Origin of the sequence: Paenibacillus sp. FSL H8-0048, assembly GCF_038002825.1 — a bacterium.
Taxonomy (GTDB): Bacteria; Bacillota; Bacilli; order Paenibacillales; family Paenibacillaceae; genus Paenibacillus_AQ.
On the sequence record NZ_JBBODF010000001.1, the window covers coordinates 3,017,164 to 3,040,987 of the forward strand.

The following is a 23,824-nucleotide window of genomic DNA, read 5'->3' on the forward strand; positions in this document are numbered from 1 at the left end:
ACACCCGCAGCCTGCTGCGGGTGTCTTTGTCTATACTGCCATATTAGCTGTTAATGCCTGATCAGTTGTACTCTCCTACATTTTCTTGCGGGCATTGAATCTTCTGGACAGTACAAATCCCAGAATAATCAATCCGCCGCCAGTCAGATACAGCGGGAGAGGACTTTCTTCTCCGGTCTGTGGAAGTTTGCCGGGAAGTCCGCTGTTGTTGCCTTTGTCAGTTGGTTCAGTAACCGTGCCCTTAGGCACTTCATCAACACCAACCTCAATTGTAATCTCTTCCTCATTGCCGTCTTCATCCGTAACGACAATTGTGAATTTATCCTTGCCGGTGTAGCCTGGATCTGGTGTATACGTCCATTTGCCATCCGGTGTAATAGTTACCGTACCATGCGCCGGCTCTTCGCCGATGCTAGGGATACCTCCCAGCGGAATCTCGCCGTCGATAGGCACTTCCTCAATCGTAGTCACCTGTGTGGCTTGCGGCGTTGGAGTGCTAACCGTTCCAGGCTGCTCCGGTGTTACTGCTGGCGTCACCTGTGGTGTTGCTGTTACTCCTGGCGTACTTGATGCAGCCGGAGTTGCCGTTGGTGCTGGCGTCACCGATGGTGTCGGCGTTGGTGTACCGATAACTCCAGGAATGCTTGATGGTACAGGTGTCGGTGTATAATACACCGGCGGTGATGTTGGCACTGGTGTTGCTGTTGGTTCTGTAACTGGCTTCGGTGTTGCTGTTGGTGTCACCGGCGTTGGTGTCGGTGTCGATTCTGCCGGCGGTGTGGTTACCTTTTGGTTAGTAATCGGCAACAGCACTTTTTGCACACCGGAATCAATTGTCACAGGATGCTCTGTTACGCTCAGAACATAACCTTCCGGAGCTGTAATTTCCTTCAGAATATAATTTCCCAGCTTCAGCGATGTGAATACCAGTTCACCATTTGCATCTGTTTTTCCGCTGACCACCAATTTTTTGGCGGAATCATACAGTCCGAACTCTGCTCCTGCAAGCTTCTTGTTCGTATCCTCACCAGCAACCTTCGTTACTTTGAGCGAACCAAGGATTTCAACCGGAATCAGTTTGTTCGTAATTGGCGCAAGTACCTTCTGTACGCCGGAATTGATTGTTACAGTCTGCTCTGTTGCATTCAGAACATAACCGGCAGGGGCAGTAAGCTCCTTCAGGGTGTAGGTTCCGAGCTTCAGCGATTTGAATTCCAATACGCCGTCAGCGTCTGTTTTACCACTTGCCACTAATTTCTTAGCGGAATCATACAGCGCGAACTCTGCACCCTCCAGCTTCTTGCTGGTATCCTGCTCAGCCACCTTAGTCAGCTTGAGTGAACCAAAGACTTCGGCTGGAATCTGTTTGTTCGTGATTGGGGCCAATATCTTTTGTACACCGGAGTCAATCGTTACGGTATGCTCTGTCTCATCCAGCACATAACCAACCGGAGCAGTAAGCTCCTTCAGGGTATACGTTCCGAGCTTCAGCGATTTGAACTCCAATACGCCGTCAGCGTCTGTTTTTCCGCTTGTCACAAGCTTCTTGGTGGAATCATACAATCCGAATTCTGCGTCTTTCAGCTTCTTGCCCGCATCCTCCTGCGCAATCTTAGTGATCTTCAGTGAGCCGAAGACTTCGGCAGGAATCAGTGCGTTAGTCACGGTAACTTTTTTCTCTTGTGATGGATCAATGGTCACATTAATCACTTTAGAATCCAGGACATAACCGGCAGGGGCTGTTTTCTCTTTCAGGGTATACTCCCCGCCCTTAAGCTTGGTGAACTCCAGTTCACCCTTGGCATCGGTTGTTTTCGTTCCTACCAGTGCACCCTGGGAGTTAAACAATTCGAATACTGCACCTTCCAGCTTCTTGGAGGAATCATTCACATCCATCTTGGTCAGCTTGAGTGAACCGAAGAAATCATTCTTGACGGTTAGCTGCACCGCCGTGGACGAATTAATCGTCACCTTAATCTCAGAGCTGTCCAGTGAATAGCCAACCGGCGCTTTGGTTTCTTTCAGTACATATTTACCAGCCTTAAGATTTGTAAAAGTCAGGGTTCCGTCTTCTGCAGAAGTCTGTTTTTGAGTCTCCTTCAGTTCAGTTCCAATTATCCGTGAGAGTGCGAACTCAGCGCCTTTAAGTTTTTCATCACCGGCCTGATTGGTTTTGGTAACTATTAGCGAGCCTTTTACACCACTACCTGTACCGGATGTATCTACAATTTGAATGCTCTTGTCAGAAGTAACAGGTTTTGTAATCTGACTTACACCGTCACCGCTAAACGAGATTTCATTTTTCAGCTGTACATTATTTCCTGCCTCAGTTACAACCGTCTGATAAGTCAGAATATATGGTTTGCTGATTGTGTTCAGGAAGACAAGCTCGAAGCTTTCTTTACCGTCTGTGCCGGTTTTGAAGGTAAGGGTGTAATCAACATCCTTCTTCAATTCATAACCTTGGTTTCCTGCATTCCCCTGCTGATCGACAGTTGTCTCAAAGAGATGGAAGCTGTCCGGCAAAAGCACCTGATTTGCGCTAGGTTTATCTACCAGTTTAACATTTTTGACAACGGACTGGTTCGCGTTGATGACCACTTTCCAGTTCAGAAGAGTCTGATCATTGTTATCTTGGGTAAAGCCTTTGGCTACATATTGTCCGCCCTTAGGAATGGTTACTGTGACTTCCAGAGGCTCTGATACAGCCTTGTTGTCCTTATCGTACAAGGTAGCTGTATTCTTAACCTGTTCTTTATTTACATCACTGCCAATGAATTCTGTACTAAAGACTACATAGAATGCATAATCCACCGGGTCTTTGAATTTGACTGTCAGCTTCGTGTCGGTAACATTAAGCGTGTATTCGGAAGCGTCTATCACAGCCCCCTTCGTATGTTCCCCGTCTTTTCCATAGTTCATCTTGTAAACTACTGCAGTTACGCTAGTTGCTTTCTGGCCTTCAGGAATTGTATCTACTAGCGTAGCCCCTGCTGCCAGTACACGTTTATTATAGTTAGCCCCAACTGTCCAGGTAAGCTGCTTGGTATTTACATCGTATACACCAGTCTTCTTACCGTTGTTTTTGACTTCATCCCGCGGATTAAAGGTTGCATCACCCTTAATGGTGTGATCCTTGTCGTTAGCATCCTTCCAATCGAGCTGTGCGGTGTTCTTGAAGCTGGTTGCACCACTCTGCAATTTGTAATAGTCAAAACTGGTCGAATACGTCACCGTAAACGGCTTATCAATAGCCTTCGAGAATGTGATGGTGAATCCGGCGCCTTGGGCATAATCCGTTCCGTTAGGTGTAATCGTATAATCTGAGCTGTTTATAGCTGGTGTCGAGGTAATTGTGATTGGCTCGATTAATTTCAACCCGCCATTATCAAAAGTATCCTTCAATACCAGATTCTTCATCACTTTAGAATCTTTGTTTACCTCGATGGTCCATTTTACTGTCTTGTTCAAATAGTCTACATCAGCGACTTTTTTCTCCACGATGCGCTGGTTAATATCACGTGTAGCCCATTTGGTCTCGCCGTTGTAGGTCACATCATTGCGGATGGTTTCCGTATATCCGTATACACGATCTTTGACTTTGGTTTTATATTTAATTTTATATGCAGTATTGATATCGTTGTTAAATTGCAGTTTGAAACCCGTCTTGCCCGTTTTGTCGGTCAAAGGCGAGGTTAGAGTATAATCGGGTCCTTCATTGATAGGAGTCCCGCTTCCTACTTCTTTTCCGTCTTGATCCAATTGAATTTTGTATACGACTAATGAACCTTCAACTAATTTTTGGGAATCATTAAAATAATCCAGCAACACCGCATTAGCGGATGTAATGGTCTGTTCATTATAGTTGAACTGGATCTCCCAAGGAATGGTCTCATCCGCAGGATCAAAATTCCCCGCAGTCTTCTTCAGCGGAAGTCCGCGCACAATATCAACCGTCTTGGAAGAACTCTTATCGATTCCTTCACCAGTAAGCTTAGCGGTATTGGTGAAACTTTTAACCGCTGTATCTGTAATCTTCGTCGAAAATTTCACACGATACGCATCTGTAATGGTGTTTGTGAACTTCAGGTTCAAGCTGCTTGCCGTACTTCCTGAAGCATCATATTGATCCGAACTGATCTTCCCTTGTTGCGATGTATTCCCTTGGACATCCACTGCAAGCTTATAGACCTCAATTGAACTTAGGTCAAGCTCCAGTCCTGCCAGAAGAGAGTCCGTAACGACCGCTTTATATACTTCATCCTGCACAGTATTTACATCAACGGTCCAGAGAATGCTGGACGGATTGTATTTTTGCGGCTGTGGAATTCCGTCCTTGGTAATGCTGGTGCCGCCCTTAGGATGGACTTTAATAACAATCGTATTATTCAGGTTCCCGGCAATCGGGAATAACAGCTCCTGAGTCGTAGTTCCAGTGACTTTGGTGGAGCTAAGTTTGGACGTCACATTAAAAGTACCGCCTACATTAAACAAGCCTTCGATTTCACTATTAAATGTAAGCACCACTTTGTTATCTGTGCCTACCGCATAGGTCCCGATACTGCCTGACTCCACTCCATCGTAGAGTAATTTACCCGAGTAATTTTTATCGATGGCTAACTGGGAAGGCAACTGATATACGAATGTATCTCCACCCTTGTAGCCATGTGCCCCAGTATCAGGGTCCGTTACTGGAAGCTTGAAGGTCAAGCCTACTTTAACCTCCGAATCAAGCTTATAGACACTATCCGTGACCTGTGTGCCATTCTCATACACGGCCATCGTAACACTGGTGATGATACTGTCCGTCCCATCTGCCTTAACCTTGGTCATGAACCCGAAACCGTTGGCAAACTGTGTAATGAGCATTACAACAACCAACCAGGCGCCTATCGTCTTTTTCTTCATATCACTATAACCTCTCTCTCTTTCTGCAAAATGATTGTTCCAGCGTCGCAAATACCGTTCCCGCCTGCTTCTTCCTGATCGTCCCCCTGTCACTAGTATGTATGTGGGCCTTCAATTTCGCTTTTACTGTACTTTCGTAACTTTACTTCCCGCCTCTGAACAATTTCTGAACAGATTATGAGATAAATTATAGATAATTAAAATATTAAATAATTTTATCGGCAAAAAAGTGGTTTCAAACGCAGAATATGAGGAATCAGCCTTTGTTTGTGAACTTTTTTTCACTTTTCCGACCCATCTTGTTCATTCTTTTTATACAAAAACTTGTTTCAAATCCTCTCCGGCTGGATTCTAAACCGGCATACGCTACGCAAAAAAAATTTCAGCATATTTTTGAGCAAAAAAAAGAAGCCTCCCCGGATAAATGAACTGGTCCGGTGAAGCTTCTTTTAAAGAGTTGAATTAGAGATTGGCATGCTCACGCTTGGTGTAGGTCTTGCGCTTCTCAATCAGCTTGTTCAGTGCATCCAAGTAGGCTCTGGCACTCGCTTCCAGAATATCGGTGCTAAGTCCGCGGCCCTGTGCAGCCACCTCGCCTTGCGAGAGCACGACATGTACCTCACCCTGAGCATCCTTACCTCTGCTGACGGCTTTGATCGAGTAATCGCCGAGTGTAACTTCTTCCCCTGTAGCCTGGTCAATGGCATTGTAGATCGCGTCTACCGACCCGTTGCCTTCGGCAACCGCCACAATTGGCTGCGGGTCCTGGCCGTGAATGATTACCTTGGCGGTTGGAGTTGCCTCATTGCCATACGTAACATAGATCGTCTGCAGGCTGAAGGTCTCCGGTGTATCGATCAGCTTCTCTTCCAGAAGCGCAAGGATATCCTCGTCCGAGACTTCTTTTTTCTTATCTGCGAGATCCTTGAACTTGGCAAAAGCGGCATTGACCTCTTCCTCGGAAATGTCATAGCCCAGATCACTCAGCTTATCGCGGAAAGCGTGACGGCCCGAATGCTTGCCGAGCACCAGCTTGCTTTCTTTAAGGCCGATCGTTTCCGGTGTCATAATCTCGTAGGTCGTCTTCTCCTTCAGCATACCGTCCTGATGAATCCCGGATTCATGAGCGAAGGCATTCGCACCGACAATCGCCTTGTTGCCCGGCACAACCATCCCTGTCAGCTTGCTGACGAGACGGCTGGTACGGGAGATTTCAGACAGCACCAGAGAGGTCTTGGCACCGAAATACTCACTGCGGGTCTCCAGCGCCAGAGCCACCTCTTCAATCGCTGTATTGCCGGCACGTTCCCCGATTCCGTTGATCGTACCCTCAATCTGGTCTGCACCATTCTGAATGGCAGCGAGGGTATTGGCCGTAGCCATCCCCAGATCATTATGACAATGGGCGCTAAGCTGTACCCGGTCGATATCCGGTACTGTGTCCTTCAGGAACTTGAAGATGGCCCCGTATTCCGCCGGATTCAGGTACCCGACCGTATCTGGAATATTCACCACGTTCGCACCCTCGCGGATCGCCATCGCCACCATTTCAGCCATGAAATCACGCTCGGTACGGCCGGCGTCCTCCAGGGAGAATTCCAGCTTGGGAAAATACTTCTTGGCATAGCGGATCGCCGCTTGAGCCGTTTCCAGCACCTGCGACTTCTCCATGCGCAGCTTATGCTGACGGTGTATCGGCGAGGTTGCCAGGAAAATATGAATGCAAGGGTCCTGTGCCCCCTGCAGCGCTTCCTTGACCGCATCAATATCGCTCTCTCTGGAACGGGACAGACCGATTACAGTGACATTCTTAACCGCTCTGGCCACTGCGTTCACCGCAGCCAGATCTCCCGGCGAAGCGGCAGGAAAACCTGCCTCCATCCGGTCAATTCCCAGCTTCTCCAGCTGATAAGCGATTTCTACCTTCTCACGCGTATTGAGGTTCACACCCGGCGACTGCTCCCCGTCACGCAGCGTCGTGTCGAACACATAAATTTTCCGCATGCTGAGCACCTCCTGAAGATTGTCCATAAACCCTCAAATGCGGCCCGCAAAATTACGGCCGCATCTGAGGGTTACCTATGGTTCATTGCAATTGTAAGTATATGACCTATTTCTTAATCCAGTGCATCATTTCACGCAGCTGGCTGCCGACTACTTCTACCGGATGAGCGGCTTCGTTGCGGCGGGTAGCAGTCAGGAAAGCACGGCCGGATTGGTTCTCGAGGATAAAGTCGCGGGCGAATTTACCCTGCTGAATATCAGACAACACTTCTTTCATAGCTTTCTTGGTCTCAGCAGTAATGATGCGTGGTCCAGTTACATAGTCACCGTATTCCGCAGTGTTACTGATGGAATCGCGCATGCTGGACAATCCGCCTTCATATACCATGTCAACGATCAGCTTCAGTTCATGCAAGCACTCGAAGTAAGCCATCTCAGGAGCATATCCGGCTTCAGTCAATGTCTCGAAGCCAGCCTTGATCAGCTCGGACACACCGCCGCAGAGGACAGCCTGTTCACCGAACAGATCCGTTTCAGTCTCTTCACGGAAGGAGGTTTCGATGACTCCCGCACGGGTACAGCCGATGCCTTTAGCATACGCCAGACCGATAGCCTTGGCATTGCCGGTTGCATCCTGTTCAATAGCAATCAGGCCGGGAACGCCGAAGCCTTCAACATAAGTACGGCGTACCATGTGTCCCGGGGATTTAGGAGCTACCAGGAGCACATCGGCATCCTTAGGAGCTACGATTTGTCCGAAATGTACGTTGAAGCCGTGGGAGAACATCAGAGCCGCACCATTCTTAAGGTTCGGTTCGATATCGTTCTTATATACAGATGCCTGTGTTTCGTCCGGCATAAGAATCTGCACCACATCTGCACGTGATACCGCTTCTGCTACAGACAATACTTCAAACCCGTCATTCTTGGCAGCTTCGAACGATTTTCCTTCACGCAGACCGATAACCACCTGAAGACCACTGTCACGCAGGTTCTGTGCCTGGGCATGTCCTTGGCTACCGTACCCGATTACCGCAATTGTCTTTCCTTTCAATACGCTAAGCTCTGCATCCTTTTCATAGTACGTTGTAACTGCCATTGTCAAAATCCTCCTTTAATTTGGGACCCATCGTAAAGAGCGGGTGCTTCAAAAACACGTTGCATATTAGTCTTACTATATAATGACGCGTTCCTCAAGCCCCCGCTCTTTCGCGGGCAAGTCTGAGCTAATCTTAATAAATTAATGCACGCAAGCAGTAATTCGTTAAAGCTGTAAAATGTGACAATCAGGCATTCCCGCGAATCATCGCAGTGACTCCGGTCCGTGACAGCTCCTTTATTCCATAAGGCTTAAGCAGCTCGATCATTGCATCAATCTTGGTGGTATCCCCAACTACCTGTACAAGCAGGCTGGTTGAGCCAATATCTACTACAGAAGCACGGAAGGTTTCGACTACGCCCATAATCTCCGGCCGTTCTGACGGCTCTGCCTTCACCTTAATCAGTGCCAGCTCCCGGGCTACCATTGGTTTGGCGCCCAGATCAACCACCTTGATTACATCAATCAGCTTGTACAGCTGCTTCTCAATCTGCTCCAGGGTATGCTGGTCACCCAATGTTACAATTACCATCCGGGACAATCCGACCTCTTCGGATTGCCCCACCGTAATACTCTCAATATTGAAGCCGCGGCGGCCGAATAATCCGGATACCCGCTGCAGCACACCAGGCTGGTCATTTACGAGCACAGCAATCGTATGTCTCATCACTGTTATTCATCCCCCATCAGCATTTGATCAATGGTAGAGCCTTGAGTTACCATCGGGTAGACATTCTCATCCTTTGGAACAACGAATTCTACCAGGACGGGTCCAGGTGTTTCCATGGCTTCTTTCCAGGCAGCGCCGGCTTCTTCCTTGGTGGTTGCCCGCAGTCCCTTCACGCCGTAAGCCTCAGCCAGCTTTACAAAATCCGGACTTCCCGCCAGATCAGTATAGCTGTAACGCTTCTCATAGATCAGGTTCTGCCACTGGCGGACCATTCCAAGCACCTGATTGTTAATAACCACAATTTTGACCGGGATATTATGAATCGCACAGATCGCCAGCTCCTGGGAGCACATCTGCATCCCGCCATCACCATTAATGGAGACAACCAGCCGCTGCGGATGAGCCATCTGTGCCCCAATCGCCGAAGGGAAGCCGAAGCCCATTGTTCCAAGGCCGCCTGAAGTAATCCAGGAGCGCGGATGATTGAACTTGTAATACTGTGCAGCCCACATCTGATGCTGGCCTACGTCAGTCGTCACAATAGCCTCACCTTTGGTGGTGTCATTGATCATCTGGATAACCCATTGCGGCTTCAGCTCGGTATCTGAATCCTTATACCGGAGCGGCTGCTCCAGCTTCCACTGGGCGATCTGCGTTCTCCAGGCATCTGCCTGCGAAGCACGCTTCACATCCGGGTTCAGCATCTCCAGCACCGTCTTCACATCGCCAACGATTGGAATATCCGGCGATACGTTCTTGCCGATCTCGGCAGGGTCGATATCGATGTGTACAATCTTTGCCTTAGGCGCAAAGCCGTCCAGCTTCCCGGTCACACGGTCATCGAACCGGGCGCCGATATTGATCAGCAGGTCGCACTGCTGAATTGCATTATTAGCGGTATATGTGCCATGCATTCCCGGCATTCCCATCCAGAGATCCTCCGCGCTAGGATAACAGCCCAGACCCAGCAAGGTTGTAGTAATAGGAATCTCTGAACGCTTCACGAATTCATACATCGCCTCATGCGCTCCGGAGTAGATAACCCCGCCGCCTGCAATGATGATCGGACGTTCGGAAGCAGCAATGGCCTTCACCAGCTTATCCAGCTGAAGCTTGTTAGGAACGGTACGCGGATTATAGCCGCGAAGGTTAACTCCCTGCTGCTGAACCGGCGTGAACAAGGTCTTAGCCGCGGATACATCCTTCGGAATATCAATCAGTACCGGACCCTTACGGCCCGTATTCGCAATATGGAAAGCTTCATGAATAACACGCGGCAGATCTTCAACATCCCGCACCAGATAGCTGTGCTTCGTAATCGGCATCGTGATCCCGGTAATATCCGCTTCCTGGAACGCATCGGTACCGATCAGGCTGGAGAATACATTCCCGGTAATCACTACCAGCGGAACGGAGTCCATATACGCTGTAGCAATTCCGGTCACCAGATTGGTTGCTCCCGGACCTGAAGTCGCAATACATACGCCAGGCTTACCGCTCGCTCTTGCATACCCGTCAGCTGCATGGATCGCTCCCTGCTCGTGGCGTGTCAGAATGTGTTTGAAATCCTCGAAGCCATAAAGCGCATCATAGATATAAAGTACAGCCCCGCCCGGATATCCGAATACCGTATCTACACCTTCAAGTACCAGGCTGCGAAGCAGGATCTCAGACCCCGATACCACCTCAGGATTCTTCCATTTCTCACGTAACTGCTCTATCGACCGCACTTCTTCCGGTAATTGCGCGCTCATCAGTATTCCTCCCTTCAATCGTTCACATGCCTTAATATTTACGAACAGGCCGTAATTTCTCCCTGTTCAACAAAAAAACCTTTCGCCTCCCACGCGCAGAAGAAGCGCGTGAGGGACGAAAGGTTTAGCTTCCGTGGTACCACCCATGTTTGCATAACATCTCTCGATGATATGCCTTATCAGGATACAAAAATCCATCGATGTAGGCAGGGCCCAAATCTTCGTAACCTGAAGTCCCTAACGCGGACCAAACGATTCCCCCTAATAATTCCACCGCTCTTGCTGATGGACCTTTCAGGGAAACAGCTCCGAGGTGAGCTCGTATATAAGGGATTCTGGTGGAGGTTGCAGCAATTCCTCTCACTCTCTGAACAAAAGAGCCCTTAAAACTTCGTCCTCATCATTGCCGATACATGTATGCTCGTTAAATGTTTAGACACATTATATGATTCCTCACACGGTTAGTCAATACCCATCTGCGGGTTATACCTTAAATTCTTCATAAAATCTTGTTCTATTCATGCCGGAACGCCCACACCGCCAGGGGCATATGATGTACGACAATGCGTGGAAAGGGGGCAATATTTATGATTCGTTACCGCAGACCCAGGCAGGATGACACGATTATTTATGACTTGATTGAAAAGCAGCTTGTCCCGTTATCCCATCTTCCGCAGACGATCATTAATCAGGTCAGGAAGGATCTGCCGCGCCGCCTGGGACAGGGAGTCACACTTGTTGCTTGTCCCGACTACGACAGCGATCCGCTGGGATTCGTGCATTTTCTGCTGCACGGCGATTTGTTATACATTGATATGCTCGCTATTTCCCCGGGAGCAAGGCGTAAACGCTACGGTAATATGCTCATGGACAGGGCAGAGCGGTTTGCACTATCCCGTGCATGCCATAGAGCGAAGGTCTCCGTAGATACCGGAAATACCGCCGGTCTGGCCTTTTATGAAAAACTGGGCTACAGCGTAGCCCGTTATCAACCGCAAAATTACTGTTACGAGCTTGAGAAACAGTTCCGCTGATAGAGCAGGCAAGCTCTATGGCTTAAAAGAATCCAATCGGCGGAATCCCATAACCAGGACCGGGGCCATAGCCGCCATAAGGGCCGGGAACAGGACCATAACCATAACCACCCCCGTAAGGAGCCCCGCCGCCATAGCCGTAGCCTCCGCCGTAACCGTAAGGAGCCGTACCGATGGCCAGCAAATCAAACAACACGAGCGGAATCAGTGCCTTGGTTTGTACTTTTTTACCACTGATTCGCTGCAAGATCAGCCGGTTGCCTGAGATGCGGACCAGTTTGCCCGTCACCTTGGACCCGTCTTTTTTTACCGCCACGATATGTTTGCCAATCAGCTTGATTACCTGTTGTTTCGTAACCGGGTGTGCCATAATATCCCTCCTGTATTTGTTTCTTAACAGTCTATTCGCCTCACCCGGTATTTGCCTGTACATCCGCCCGCCTCCGGGCTTGAAGTATCGGCAGCAGCTGCCTGCAAGTTTACAAAAAAAGCGCATTTCCGGAATTCCGGAAATGCGCTCTGTTCTGTTCAGTACTAAGTATGGTATTGCTGATGGCCCTAGCGTTTGCTCGGGTCGTAAGGTTCACCAAGCGCCTTAGGTGCCGAGGAGCGGCCTACTGCACTCACCAGAACAATAATGGTTAACACATAAGGAATCATGAAGATGAACTCCTGCGGAATGCTCTTCGACCATTCGAACAGCTGGACATAGTTGCGGATCGCCTGGGACAAGCCGAAGAATACAGCTGCACCAAAAGCGCCCAGCGGATTCCACTTCCCGAAGATCATCGCGGCAATGGCAATGAAGCCTTGTCCAGAGATCGTATTATGCGCAAACGTGCCTGTAGTAGTCAACGTAATAGTGGCTCCGCCGATCCCAGCCAGCAGTCCGCTCAGCATAACCCCGATGTATCTCATCTTGTTGACATTGACACCCAGCGTATCAGCCGCACTCGGATGTTCTCCGACTGCGCGCAGACGAAGTCCGAATGGAGTTTTGAACAGGATGAAATAAATAACAATAACTAAGATAATCGCCAGATAAGTGGTGGGATACGAGTTGAAGATCCCTTCTCCGATGACCGGAATCTTCGAGAGCCCGGGAATCGCCACTTTGCTGAATCCGTCGATCAGCGGAGTCTCGCCTGATCCCTCGAAGATCAGCTTAACCATGTAGAGCGTGCTGCCTGCGGCCAGGAAGTTAATGACCGTACCGCTTATCGTCTGGTCCGCCTTGAAGGTAATCGAGGCCACTGCATGAATCAGTGAACCAATCACCCCTACGGCCATCGCGCTAAGCACTCCGACCCAAGGAGCCCATTCGCCCATGCCTGCTTCCTGTGCATAATACCCGCCTACAGCCGCTGCAAACGCACCGAACATCATCAAGCCTTCAAGTCCAATGTTCACAACACCGGATCGTTCAGAGAAGATGCCGCCAAGGGCGGCAAATATTAACGCTGTGGAAAATACAAGCGTTGTATTGAGCAATTGGCCTAAGATTTCCATCTATAACACCTTCTCTTTCTTGCGCTTGAAGTAAAACGGTTTGAGCACCCAGCGCACAATGCCTTGCGCAGCAATGAAGAATATGATCGAACCGATTACAATACGGATCAGCTCCGGCGGTACATCGGCACCAAAGCTCATTCCAGCCGAGCCGTACGTTAGCGTGCCATAAAGAATGGCAGCCAGAATGACACCCAGCGGATGAGTCAATCCGAGCAAGGCAACAGCGATACCGTCGAATCCATAGCCAGGTGAAGCTGCAAATACAGATTGATAATGGAAAACGCCAAGCACTTCACCAGCGCCTGCGAGTCCTGCGAACACGCCGCTGATGAACATAGCCTTCACTACATTACGTCCAACATTCATGCCTGCATACTCTGCAGCATGCGGATTCAGACCTACTGCACGCATCTCGTAACCCTGCTTGGTCTTCCACAAATAGACATAGAAGAAGGTAGCTGCTGCCAGGGCAATTACAGTTCCCCAGTGCAGACGGGCGTTATCGAAGGTGGAGAAAAGGAAGGTCATGGAGAGGGAAGCCGGATTATCCTCCGACCGGTTCTGCCCCTGGAGCAGCAGGAAGGTCCGGACAATATAATTCGACAGGAAGAGCGCAATCCAGTTCAACATGATCGTTGTAATAACTTCATTAATTCCGCGTTTGGCCTTCAGATATCCGGCAATACCGGCCCATAGCCCGCCGCATACAGCAGCCGCTATGACCGCAAGCGGGACTAAAAGGAAGGAAGGCAATACTCCGCCAAGCTTAATGCCGACAACAGAAGCAGCCGTCATTCCGATCATGACCTGCCCGTCCGCACCAATGTTGAACATCCCTGAGCGGAAAGCGAAGGCTACCGCCAGACCCGTCAGCATCAGTGGAGTCATCTCACGGATCGCTTCACCGAAATCATACGGGCTGCCGAACACGCGCTTGAACAGCGCAGAGTAGGCTGCGATAGGATCATAACCGCCAAACAGCATGACTATAGCACCCACCAGGAAGCCCATTAGTATCGCTACAAGCGGAACGATATAGCTGTCTGTTGCGAATATTTTCCGGAGTCTAGACATCCGCATGACCTCCCCGCTTCAAACTGCCCGCCATCATCAGACCCAGTTCCTGGTCATTCGTATCCTGCGGGAATACTTCTCCGACAATCTGTCCTTCATAAATAACAGCAATCCGGTCAGACACATTCATAATTTCATCCAATTCAAAAGAAATCAGCAACACAGCCTTGCCTTGGTCCCGCTGGGCAATAAGCTGCTTCTGTACAAATTCAATCGCCCCGACATCCAGACCGCGTGTTGGCTGTGCGGCAATCAGCAGAGTCGGATTCTTGTCTATTTCCCGCGCAATAATCGCTTTTTGTTGATTACCGCCGGATAAGGAACGGGCTTTGTTCTCTATGGACGGTGTACGCACATCGAACTGCCTTACCAGGTCTTCTGCATGCTTGTTAATGACATCTGTGTTCAAGAATCCGTTCTGGTTGTACGGACTCTTATAATACGTCTCCAGAACCATGTTCTCACTTACCGAGAAGTCCAGCACCAGACCATGCTTGTGACGGTCTTCTGGGATATGGGAGACATTCATTTCAGATACTTTACGCGGTGACAGATTGGCAATCTCCTTACCGGAGACCTGAATCGAACCTGAATCAATCTTGCGCAGCCCGGTTATGGCCTGAATCAGCTCACTTTGGCCGTTGCCGTCCACGCCGGCGATTCCGAGAATCTCCCCTGCCTTCACTTCAAAGCTCAGGTTATTCAGCACAGGCACGCCATCCTTGCTTTTGCTGCTGACATTAGACAGCTTCAGGATGCTCTCGCCAATATGCGGTGTCTGCTTGTCCACTTTGAACGTAACCCCGCGTCCGACCATCTTCTCAGCCAGCTCATTCGGATTGGTTCCGGCAGTCTTCACTGTATCAATTACCTTGCCGCGCCGGATAATCGTGACACGGTCGGAAATCTGCATAATTTCCTTCAGTTTATGGGTGATCAGGATAATGGATTTACCTTCAGCAACGAGCCGCTTCATAATCGCCATCAGTTCTGTAATTTCCTGCGGCGTAAGTACAGCGGTAGGCTCGTCGAATATAAGTATATCCGCTCCGCGGTACAGGGTTTTCATAATTTCTACCCGTTGCTGCATGCCTACCGAAATGTCATGAATTTTGGCATTTGGATTGACTTGTAGCCCGTACTGCTCAGATAGCTTACGAACCTGCTCCGCAGCGGATTTATAGTCAATTTTAAGACCTTTCTTCGGTTCCATGCCCAGAACAATGTTCTCGGTAACCGTGAAAGGATCAACAAGCTTGAAATGCTGGTGAACCATACCAATGCCAAGCTCAATAGCTTTATTGGGGTTATCAATAATAACCGGTTTCCCGTCGATTTCGATGCTGCCTTCATCGGGCTGGTACAGTCCGAATACGATATTCATTAAGGTCGATTTGCCTGCCCCGTTCTCACCAAGCAGCGCGTGGATCTCCCCTTTTTCCAGCGTCAGACTGATAGAGTCGTTCGCAACGATACCGGGAAAGCGTTTTGTGATTTGCTTCAACTCTACGACAGGAGCCGCAGCACTCATGGAATCACCCTCATCACAGAATAGATATAATATTGCCTTCAAGACACGGCTGTACCGCCCCACACAAGGACGGTACAGTTGTGATTGTCTATAACAGTTGCTGACAGAGAACAAGGCCAGTACTTGAACCGGCCCTGCTTCGTCGTTATGTTAAATCGGGTAAAGCTAAAGCAGTGAATTACTCAGCAGGAACAACGATTGTTCCGTCAATGATTTGCTTGCTGTATTCGTCAACCTTAGCCAGAATATCTGCGCTAACGTTAGCTTTGGATGTTTCAGGAAGGCCTACACCATTGTCTTTCAGACTAAGAACAGTTGTAGTACCGCCTTTGAATGTACCATCAACAACCTGCTGGGAAACCTTCTTAACCGCTTCGTCAACACGTTTGATCATGGAAGTCAGAGTTACATCATCGCCAAATTCCAGAGACTGGTCTTTGTCAACGCCGATAACCCATACTTTAGTTCCGCCGGCTTTGTTGCGGGATTTCGCTTCGTTGAATACACCGTTGCCTGTTGCGCCTGCAGCAGGGAAGATAATGTCGTTGCCGGCATCATACAGCGTTGCAGCCAGGGATTTACCAGTATCAGGCTTGTCATAGGCACCTGCATAAGTGATTGTTACTTTTGCATTAGGGTTAACTGCTTCTACGCCGGCTTTGAAGCCCACTTCGAAACGTTTGATAACCGGGCTTTCCATACCGCCGACAAAGCCAACTTTGTTAGTTTTGGTTGTCATACCAGCAACAACACCCACCAGGAAGGAACCTTCATTCTCAGCAAAAGTTACAGATTCAACGTTAGGAGCTTCTACTACGCTGTCGATGATCGCCAGGTTAGCATTCGGGTTCTCTTTGGCAACCTTCAGTACAGCATCACCAAGGTCGAAGCCGATACCCCAAGTCAGATCATAGCCGCCTTTAACGAACTGGTTAAGGTTAGGCTCGTAGTCTGCATTGGATTTACTCTGCAGGTACTTGATTTCAGCACCAGCTTCTTTTTCAAGAGACTGGAGTGCTTCCCATGCGGATTGGTTAAAGGATTTGTCATTTACGCCGCCTACGTCAGTTACGAGGCCCAGCTTGACAGCCTTAGGAGCTTCAGTTGGTGCCGGTGCTTCTGTTGCAGCTGCTGCGTCGGTTGGTGCAGTAGTTGCTCCAGCATTGGAACCGGAATTAGCGCTGTTATTGTTACCGCATCCTGCCAGAATGACAGTGAAGGCCATAACCATAACCAAAGATAGTTGGTAAAACTTCTTCATCGAAAGTGATCCCCCTTAGTAAATTGGATGTCTTCTGTGTTCTGCTTTGGACATACCATTAGTACAAATTATACCTGCAAAAAAAGCTAAAATCCAGTCTATTAATGACCTCAGGTCAATAATAATTTGCATTTTTCAACAAGAAATCGCTTACCTTGACACAAGCCGTTACCTCTATGTCCGTTATATGTTAGAAAACCTCAAAATGTAGCTTATGGCTCCAAGTGCATTAACATTATTATTGCACAGGGAAGGCTTTTCTATTATCATGTATGATTACATCTTGTACGCAAAGGGAGTTACTGAAAATGGAACAAGAACACACACCACAAGCTGCACCCGACTTCAAATACTGTCATGAATCCCGCGTATTCAAAACCGGCCGTGTCTTCCCGAATGATGTGAACAATCACAAGACGCTGTTCGGCGGCAAGCTGATGAGCACCATTGATGAAGTGGCCTCCATCTCGGCTATGCGCCATTGCCGGGTCAACGTGGTGACGGCATCCGCTGACTCTGTAGACTTCCTCCTGCCGATCCGGCCAACGGATTCCGTCTGCTTCGAATCCTTTGTCTCCTGGACGGGCCGTACCAGCATCGAGGTGTTCGTCAAGATCATCTCTGAGAATCTCTACACAGGCGAACGCGCCGTTGCCGCAACTTCCTTCCTGACCTTCGTAGCCATGAATGAAGACGGTACTACAGCTCCAGTTCCGGCCATTGTGGCCCAGACCGACGAAGAGAAGCTGATCTGCCAGTCTGCGGACGAGCGGTCTGCGCTGCGCAAGCTGAGACGCTCCAGCAGCAAGAAGCTCGCTTCACTGCTTAGCACAACGAAATACTGGGAATAGCCGTCCGTCCGGGCGGTTCCCACCGCGCAAAAAAAGCACCGTCACACGGGAGAACCCGCAGGCGGTGCTTTTCGGTTTATAGCGTCTTACGCGTTGATCTTCTCTTTGGCAACAACAGCCAGGGAGTTGAAAGCGTTCAGATCGTTCACTGCCAGATCAGCCAGCATCTTACGGTTCACTTCTACACCAGCCAATTTCAGGCCGTATACAAGCTTGCTGTAAGACAGACCGTTCAAACGGGCTGCAGCATTGATACGTACGATCCACAGTCTGCGGAAGTTACGTTTAGTCTGACGACGGTCACGGTATGCGTAAACCATCGATTTCATTACTTGCTCTTTAGCTGTTTTGAAAATGCGGTGCTTGGAACCGAAGTAACCCTTTGCCAGCTTCAATACTTTTTTATGTCTACGACGAACTACAAATCCGCCTTTAACTCTTGCCATATTAATAAACCTCCCAAAAATGTGTGATTAACTATTTCAAGTTAGCGAGTCCTTGTTTCAAACGTCTTACATCCCCAGGGGCCATTACCGGATTGCCGTTCAATACGCGTTTTGCACGTTTCGACTTGTGGGACAGCAAGTGGTTCTTGTGAGCTTTGTAACGCAATACTTTACCAGTTCCAGTGATCTTGAAGCGGCCTTTCAGGCTGCTATGTGTTTTCATTTTAGGCATGGTGTTTCCTCCTTGAATATTATGCGGCGCCAGATTGCTATGCAAGTGACTCCAGGATTATTGGGGCTTCGGAGCCAGAATCATAATCATGCTGCGGCCTTCCAGCTTAGGCTGGCGCTCTACAACAGCAATTTCTTCTACTTCGCTCTTCACGCGCTCCAGGATCTTCTGGCCGATACTAGCGTGGGTAATCTCACGGCCGCGGAAACGGACGGAGCACTTCACTTTATCGCCTTCACCCAGGAACTTGATTACATTGCGGAACTTGGTCTGATAATCATGTTCCTCAATGTTTGCGCGGAACCAGACTTCCTTGAGATCCACGATCTTCTGGTTCTTGCGGGCTTCCTTCTCTTTCTTCTGCGTTTCATAACGGAACTTGCCGTAATCCATGATGCGGCATACCGGCGGCTTCGCCTGCGGTGCTACGTTGACTAAATCCAGATTCAGATCGATCGCCATTTGTAACGCCTCGCGGATCGGCTTGATCCCGATTTGTTCACCCTCTGCTCCGACCAGCCGAACCTCTTTGGCACGAATTTCATCATTGATCATATGTTCCTTACTGATAATCCTCCACCTCCGAATATTTTTCAGATAATATATTACGGTTCTCCATAAAAAAGGGATGCCGGTAATTCCCCGACACCCCGTTTGATCAACGTTCATGAATTGTAACCATTCATAAAGCATTGAGATCAAAACCAGCAGGCTGTTAGCCAGTCAGGTGAGAAGCCGGTGCTTCTGCTTGCAATCCCTATGTTTTGCACACTTGAATACTATACATCATCAGACCGAAGGAGTCAACACCTTCTGAAATTATTAATTTACAGTGCGGATTATGAAACCTGCTTGCTCTGTACTTCTTCCAGCCGGACTACACGCGTATGCTTGGTATGACTCCACTGCTTGTTGTTCTGCGTGAAGAACGCATAAAACGTAATGGGATACCACGAGAGCAGATACACCGGGAACACCAGCAGGTACAGATAAACCTTCTTGAACTTCACCCGCTCCAGCGCCATAGCCAGCAGGAAGGTCAGAATGTTCGCCCCTACGGCAAAGTACCCGAGCCACAGTGGCAGATGTCCGTAAATATTCGCAATATGCGGACCGCCCAACACAGCATTATCCACAAACATTACAGCAGTCATCAGGAACGTAAGCAACACAATGTACACATTCGCTCCGTACAGTGCCAGGTCGAACTTCGTCAGGCTGCGCTCCTTGATCCCCTGCCACAGCAGCGGGAAGAAGTATCGGCGGGCTACGGTGAAATGACCCTGCATCCAGCGCAGACGCTGCCTGGAGGAAGCCTTGAAGGTAAGCGGCTTCTCATCGAATACTTTGGCATCATAATTAAATCTTGGATATACGCCCTTGGAGGCGCTGCGCATGGTGAATTCCAAATCCTCCACCAGACTGGTAGCGCCCCAGCCCATTTCCTTCAGCAGGTTCGTCTCGAAGCACATGCCTGTTCCGCCGAGGAAGTTGGCCATCTTCAGATTATGGCGCGACAGCTGCCACAGCCGGTTGATGTACCAATAGGATACTCCGTAAGCAGCCGTGATCCAGGAATCCTCCGGGTTCTTCGTATCGATGTAGCCTTGAATGACCCGGCCGCCTGAACACAGATCGTTGTTCATCTCTGTCAGGAACTCTGTATGTGCAAGGTTGTCGGCATCGAACATGACAACAGCGTCATACTGGCGCGGTAGCGCCCACAGTTCCTTCAGCATCCACTCGATGGCATAGCCTTTACCGCGCAGGTTACTGTTGGTACGTACACAGGCATTCATGCCGTGCTCCCGTACGATCGCAGCTGTATTGTCCGTGCAATTGTCACAGATGACAAATACATCGTACAGTTCCTGGGGATAATTAAGCTGCTTCAGGTTTTCCATCAAGGCGCCGACCACTTCTTCTTCGTTATGCGCAGCAACCAGCACGGCAAATGATTTCTGTGGCGCATAATGAACCTTGTTCTTCTTCTTGCGCAGTCCAAACAGTGAGAATGCAAACTGATAAACTGCAATTGCCGCCAAGATCACTTGGAGCGTAACAAACAGTGCGTCTGTCATGATCTTTTGATGCCCCCTTTTTCCAAGTCTAGATGTTCTCTTTCTCTACTCTGGCTTGTAACGTTCTATCTGACCCTTTTTGTTCAATTCCTTACAGTAGACAAGATATATCCCTTTTTAGCCGGGCAGGATTCCGAATTTGTATGGTCCCGTTTCATAAGATATGAATATGGATTCCAGTGTACTGGCTGGCTCCTTATTTCTCTGTTACCTTATAAACGCGATCTTCCTGCTTGAATCATTGTAGTCGCTTTGGGGCTCCCAAGTCAAAAGAGACATTTTTCGAGCGGACCTGAGCTTTTTCTTGAACGGGCTACCTTAAAAAAGTATGATAAAGACAGCTTCAGGCCGTGAAATCTGCTGCTTAAGCTGCGCCAGAACTCTTTTAGCCGGACTATCGGAGGGACATGATATGAGACCTTTATTCAAGAAACTGCATCTCCTGGAGCAGCGGGTGTTTCAATGGATTAACGGACGGATGCACAATCCGTTTCTGAACTTCTGGCTCTTCTACCTCACTCATCTCGGAGGTGCAACAAGCGCGATCGGCATCAATCTTCTGGTCTGGGCAATATGCCCGCAGCCATGGAGAACTACAGGACTGCAAGCGCTGGCCGCGCTGGCGATAAGCCATGTGCCCGTCGCTATCGCCAAAAAGCTCTACCCGCGCCTGCGGCCTTATCTGGCCCTGCCGGACACCAATACGTTCCGTAATCCGCTTAAGGATCATTCTTTTCCTTCAGGCCATACGACCGCTATCTTCGCCTCAACGGTTCCTTATATGATAGCCTACCCTGTCCTGACTGCGGTTCTGCTTCCTCTGGCCTGCACAGTGGGCTTCTCCCGGATCTACCTCGGACTGCATTATCCGTCTGATGTCCTGGCTGGAGCAGTCATTGGGTCTGGAGTCGCAGCCGGTACGCTTGCCCTCTGGATATGATGCCTGAGAAGCGCGCCGGCCAGTGAATACCTCTAGGGAACAGGTGAACTATACATTGCGCAAAAAAAGAATATTATTGCTGTCGGAGGGCTTCGGTGCCGGGCATACCCAGGCTGCATATGCGCTGTCGAGCAGCCTGCGGAAGCTGTCTCCGGAGGTGCAGACCAAGGTGCTGGAGCTGGGAAGCTTCCTGAATCCCAAGGTGGCCCCGCTGATTGTCTCGGCCTACCGCAAGACGGTCACCTCCCAGCCCCGGCTGATGGGCTATGTGTACCGTCACCAGAAATCATTCAATCGTCTTACCACACTTGCCCTGCACCACTTGTTTTATACGCATGCCCAAAATATTGTGAAGCAGCTGAAGCCGGACATTATCGTCTGCACCCACTTCATTCCCGGCGCTGTTATCTCACGCCTGAAACGGCTTCACCCGCCGCTCAAGGCCCCGCTGATTACGGTCATTACGGATTATGACGCCCATGGCAGCTGGATCAGCCCGCAGGTCGACCGCTATCTGGTATCCACCCCCGAGGTCAAGGCGAAGCTGCGCCGCCGGGGCGTTGCCGCCTTCAAAATCCGGGTAACCGGTATCCCTGTACACCCGAGCTTCTGGGAGCAGCACGGACGGGAAGACATTCAAGAGCAGTTCAAGCTGCTGAATATTCCAACGGTCATGGTTATGGGCGGTGGATGGGGCATGATGAATGACGAAGTAGTGAACGCGGCCCTGGCCGGATGGCGGGACAAGGTGCAGATTGTGTTCTGCCTCGGCCAGAACGGCAAGCTGCTGCAGGAGATGAAGCAGGACACGCGGTTCAGGCATCCCAACATCAGGCTGCTGGGCTTCACCCGGGAGATTGACAAGCTGATGGAGGTGTCCGACCTGCTGGTCACCAAGCCGGGTGGCATGACCTGCAGCGAAGGCTTGGCCAAGGGCATTCCAATGCTCTTCCATTCGCCGCTGCCGGGCCAGGAAGAAGAGAACTGCCGTTACTTCACTGACGCCGGCTTGGGGGAGCCGATCAGCTCCCTCGATGTAGTTGACCGGTGGATGGAGCGGCTGCTGAATGATTACGGAAATGTCCGTGCGGCGCGCAAAGCTCATCTGGAGGCTATCTCCAGGTACAACCCGCTGCAAAGCGCCCAAAGCATTATTGATATGCTGGATAAACCGCGCGCAGAACATGGAAAGTAGAGAACTAAAATGGAACGCAAAAGGCAGTCCGGTATGAATGAACCGGACTGCCTTTTGCTGTAATAACCGGTAATGCAGCCTAGAGCCGGTACTTGTCCAGACGGGTGGCCTGATATTGCTTCAGCGCCTCATTTCCGACAATCGCCTCGCAGCGGTGAATATTCACACCGCGGCCATAGAACTTGGTCTCATATTCGGTCATTACATGCTCTTCGTTAATCACGCCGCCCTCATGCAGGTCAAGGGAAATATTCTTCATCTGCAGACCGTAGTCCGCAAAGGCATTAAGCGAGAATTCAAACAGGCTGCGGGAATCCGTCTTTAAATGGATCTCACCGAGCGGACTAAGCAGCCCGCGGTATTTATCCAGAAAACGCGGATGCGTCAGACGGCGGCGGGCATGCTTGCTTTTCGGCCAGGGATCACTGAAGTTGAGATAGATCCGTTCCAGCTCCCCCGGAGCGAACACTTCCTCTGCGTAATCGATATTGGCCAGTGCCACTCTCACGTTCGGCGGTGTCTCTTCACCTGCCGGCTCCCATACATTCCGGGCCTTCTCGGCGGCGCGCCGCACCAGCTCGTCATACATATCCACGCCGATGAAATTAATCTCCGGGTATTTGAAGCTCATTTGACTGATAAACTGCCCCTTGCCCATTCCGAATTCCACATGAATCGGATGGTCATTGCCGAACAATTCGGACCAGCGCCCCTTCAGGCTGCGTGGTTCCAGGATGACCAGATCGGTCTGCTCCTCAAGACTTTCACGTATTCCTTTTCTTCCGCGTAAACGCATAGGTACTCCTCCGCTTATCTCTTATTGCCTTATCTGTGAATAGGATAACTGCCACTTGCAATATTGTGCCGAACTTACCGGCAAAAGTAAAGGGATTTCAGCAAAAGAAAAGGAACTTCCGTCCCGCCCCTGTTAGGACTGGTCGAAAGTTCCGTGCGTGTTGTATCTGCATTACCGGCCCGCCGTTCAGCGGACTGCCATTTATTTATCGAACTCGAAGGTCTTCTCGAACGCATTGCGGATCTTCCGCTGCGCTTCTGTCTTGATCTTGTGGTTGCCGTTGAATTCTACGCCTGTCAGGGCAAGAGCTTCATCGGGAGTCAGCTGCACATCAATCGAACCTTTGTTATCAGCAAATACCGTTGGAGAATTCATCGTTATCACCTCTAAGGTTTAGTATGGACCGGACGACACGAAATTATGAATTCAAGCATAT

At 49.7% G+C, this 23,824-nt stretch carries 20 protein-coding genes; 4 read left to right on the forward strand and 16 right to left on the reverse strand.

The window, feature by feature from the left end:
- Window positions 1-75: 75 nt before the first annotated feature.
- From NSU18_RS12695 to ilvB, 5 genes are all read right to left on the reverse strand, one after another.
- The gene (locus NSU18_RS12695; protein WP_341149181.1) at window positions 76-4,908 is read right to left on the reverse strand and encodes a SpaA isopeptide-forming pilin-related protein; all 4,833 of its coding nucleotides are present in this window, start codon (window positions 4,906-4,908) and stop codon (window positions 76-78) included.
- A gap of 462 nt (window positions 4,909-5,370) precedes the next feature.
- Window positions 5,371-6,912 carry a 2-isopropylmalate synthase gene (locus NSU18_RS12700; protein WP_341019379.1) on the reverse strand — a complete coding sequence of 514 codons (1,542 nt, stop codon included), beginning with the start codon at window positions 6,910-6,912 and terminating at the stop codon, window positions 5,371-5,373.
- Between the two features lie 106 nt (window positions 6,913-7,018).
- Window positions 7,019-8,011 (reverse strand): ketol-acid reductoisomerase, encoded by a 993-nt coding sequence (gene ilvC, locus NSU18_RS12705; RefSeq protein WP_341019378.1) that lies wholly within the window; start codon window positions 8,009-8,011, stop codon window positions 7,019-7,021.
- Between the two features lie 187 nt (window positions 8,012-8,198).
- Complete coding sequence (gene ilvN, locus NSU18_RS12710; protein ID WP_036696181.1) at window positions 8,199-8,678, reverse strand: acetolactate synthase small subunit; 480 nt, start codon at window positions 8,676-8,678, stop codon at window positions 8,199-8,201.
- Window positions 8,679-8,683: 5 nt separating this feature from the next.
- Complete coding sequence (ilvB, locus tag NSU18_RS12715; RefSeq protein ID WP_341019377.1) at window positions 8,684-10,435, reverse strand: biosynthetic-type acetolactate synthase large subunit; 1,752 nt, start codon at window positions 10,433-10,435, stop codon at window positions 8,684-8,686.
- Window positions 10,436-11,022: 587 nt separating this feature from the next.
- On the opposite strand from ilvB, the gene NSU18_RS12720 reads away from it, so the two are divergent.
- Window positions 11,023-11,469: a GNAT family N-acetyltransferase gene (locus NSU18_RS12720; protein ID WP_341019375.1), complete on the forward strand. Its 447-nt coding sequence runs from the start codon at window positions 11,023-11,025 to the stop codon at window positions 11,467-11,469.
- 22 nt (window positions 11,470-11,491) lie between these two features.
- On the opposite strand, the gene NSU18_RS12725 is transcribed toward NSU18_RS12720, so the two are convergent.
- From NSU18_RS12725 to NSU18_RS12745, 5 genes are all read right to left on the reverse strand, one after another.
- Entirely contained in the window at window positions 11,492-11,839 is a 348-nt protein-coding gene (locus NSU18_RS12725; RefSeq protein WP_341019373.1) for a hypothetical protein, read from the reverse strand.
- 188 nt (window positions 11,840-12,027) lie between these two features.
- Window positions 12,028-12,978 (reverse strand): ABC transporter permease, encoded by a 951-nt coding sequence (locus NSU18_RS12730; protein WP_341149182.1) that lies wholly within the window; start codon window positions 12,976-12,978, stop codon window positions 12,028-12,030.
- Window positions 12,979-14,055: an ABC transporter permease gene (locus tag NSU18_RS12735; RefSeq protein ID WP_341019370.1), complete on the reverse strand. Its 1,077-nt coding sequence runs from the start codon at window positions 14,053-14,055 to the stop codon at window positions 12,979-12,981.
- Window positions 14,048-15,586, reverse strand: coding sequence for an ABC transporter ATP-binding protein (locus NSU18_RS12740; protein WP_341019368.1), 1,539 nt, complete (start codon window positions 15,584-15,586; stop codon window positions 14,048-14,050). The genes NSU18_RS12735 and NSU18_RS12740 overlap by 8 nt, the downstream gene beginning before the upstream one ends.
- A gap of 178 nt (window positions 15,587-15,764) precedes the next feature.
- On the reverse strand, window positions 15,765-16,847 hold the full coding sequence (locus tag NSU18_RS12745; protein WP_341019365.1) for a BMP family lipoprotein: 1,083 nt from the start codon (window positions 16,845-16,847) through the stop codon (window positions 15,765-15,767).
- Between the two features lie 308 nt (window positions 16,848-17,155).
- On the opposite strand from NSU18_RS12745, the gene NSU18_RS12750 reads away from it, so the two are divergent.
- The gene (locus tag NSU18_RS12750) at window positions 17,156-17,698 is read left to right on the forward strand and encodes an acyl-CoA thioesterase (RefSeq protein ID WP_036696107.1); all 543 of its coding nucleotides are present in this window, start codon (window positions 17,156-17,158) and stop codon (window positions 17,696-17,698) included.
- 86 nt (window positions 17,699-17,784) lie between these two features.
- Here NSU18_RS12750 and rplT read toward each other — a convergent pair whose 3' ends face one another.
- The 4 genes from rplT to NSU18_RS12770 form a co-directional block, all read right to left on the reverse strand.
- Window positions 17,785-18,144: a 50S ribosomal protein L20 gene (rplT, locus tag NSU18_RS12755; RefSeq protein ID WP_036649386.1), complete on the reverse strand. Its 360-nt coding sequence runs from the start codon at window positions 18,142-18,144 to the stop codon at window positions 17,785-17,787.
- Window positions 18,145-18,175: 31 nt separating this feature from the next.
- Window positions 18,176-18,376, reverse strand: coding sequence for a 50S ribosomal protein L35 (gene rpmI, locus NSU18_RS12760; RefSeq protein WP_036696104.1), 201 nt, complete (start codon window positions 18,374-18,376; stop codon window positions 18,176-18,178).
- Window positions 18,377-18,433: 57 nt separating this feature from the next.
- Window positions 18,434-18,931 (reverse strand): translation initiation factor IF-3, encoded by a 498-nt coding sequence (gene infC, locus NSU18_RS12765; RefSeq protein WP_036696103.1) that lies wholly within the window; start codon window positions 18,929-18,931, stop codon window positions 18,434-18,436.
- A gap of 284 nt (window positions 18,932-19,215) precedes the next feature.
- A complete protein-coding gene (locus tag NSU18_RS12770) occupies window positions 19,216-20,457 on the reverse strand; it encodes a glycosyltransferase family 2 protein (RefSeq protein WP_341019363.1) in 1,242 nt (413 codons plus the stop codon).
- A 412-nt stretch (window positions 20,458-20,869) separates the two neighbouring features.
- On the opposite strand from NSU18_RS12770, the gene NSU18_RS12775 reads away from it, so the two are divergent.
- A complete protein-coding gene (locus tag NSU18_RS12775; protein WP_341019361.1) occupies window positions 20,870-21,397 on the forward strand; it encodes a phosphatase PAP2 family protein in 528 nt (175 codons plus the stop codon).
- A gap of 55 nt (window positions 21,398-21,452) precedes the next feature.
- Window positions 21,453-22,592 carry an MGDG synthase family glycosyltransferase gene (locus NSU18_RS12780; RefSeq protein ID WP_341151036.1) on the forward strand — a complete coding sequence of 380 codons (1,140 nt, stop codon included), beginning with the start codon at window positions 21,453-21,455 and terminating at the stop codon, window positions 22,590-22,592.
- A 79-nt stretch (window positions 22,593-22,671) separates the two neighbouring features.
- Here NSU18_RS12780 and trmB read toward each other — a convergent pair whose 3' ends face one another.
- Together trmB and NSU18_RS12790 are read right to left on the reverse strand one after the other, a co-directional pair.
- Window positions 22,672-23,388: a tRNA (guanosine(46)-N7)-methyltransferase TrmB gene (trmB, locus tag NSU18_RS12785; RefSeq protein ID WP_341019359.1), complete on the reverse strand. Its 717-nt coding sequence runs from the start codon at window positions 23,386-23,388 to the stop codon at window positions 22,672-22,674.
- A gap of 201 nt (window positions 23,389-23,589) precedes the next feature.
- Complete coding sequence (locus tag NSU18_RS12790; RefSeq protein WP_179090500.1) at window positions 23,590-23,763, reverse strand: hypothetical protein; 174 nt, start codon at window positions 23,761-23,763, stop codon at window positions 23,590-23,592.
- Window positions 23,764-23,824: the final 61 nt, after the last annotated feature.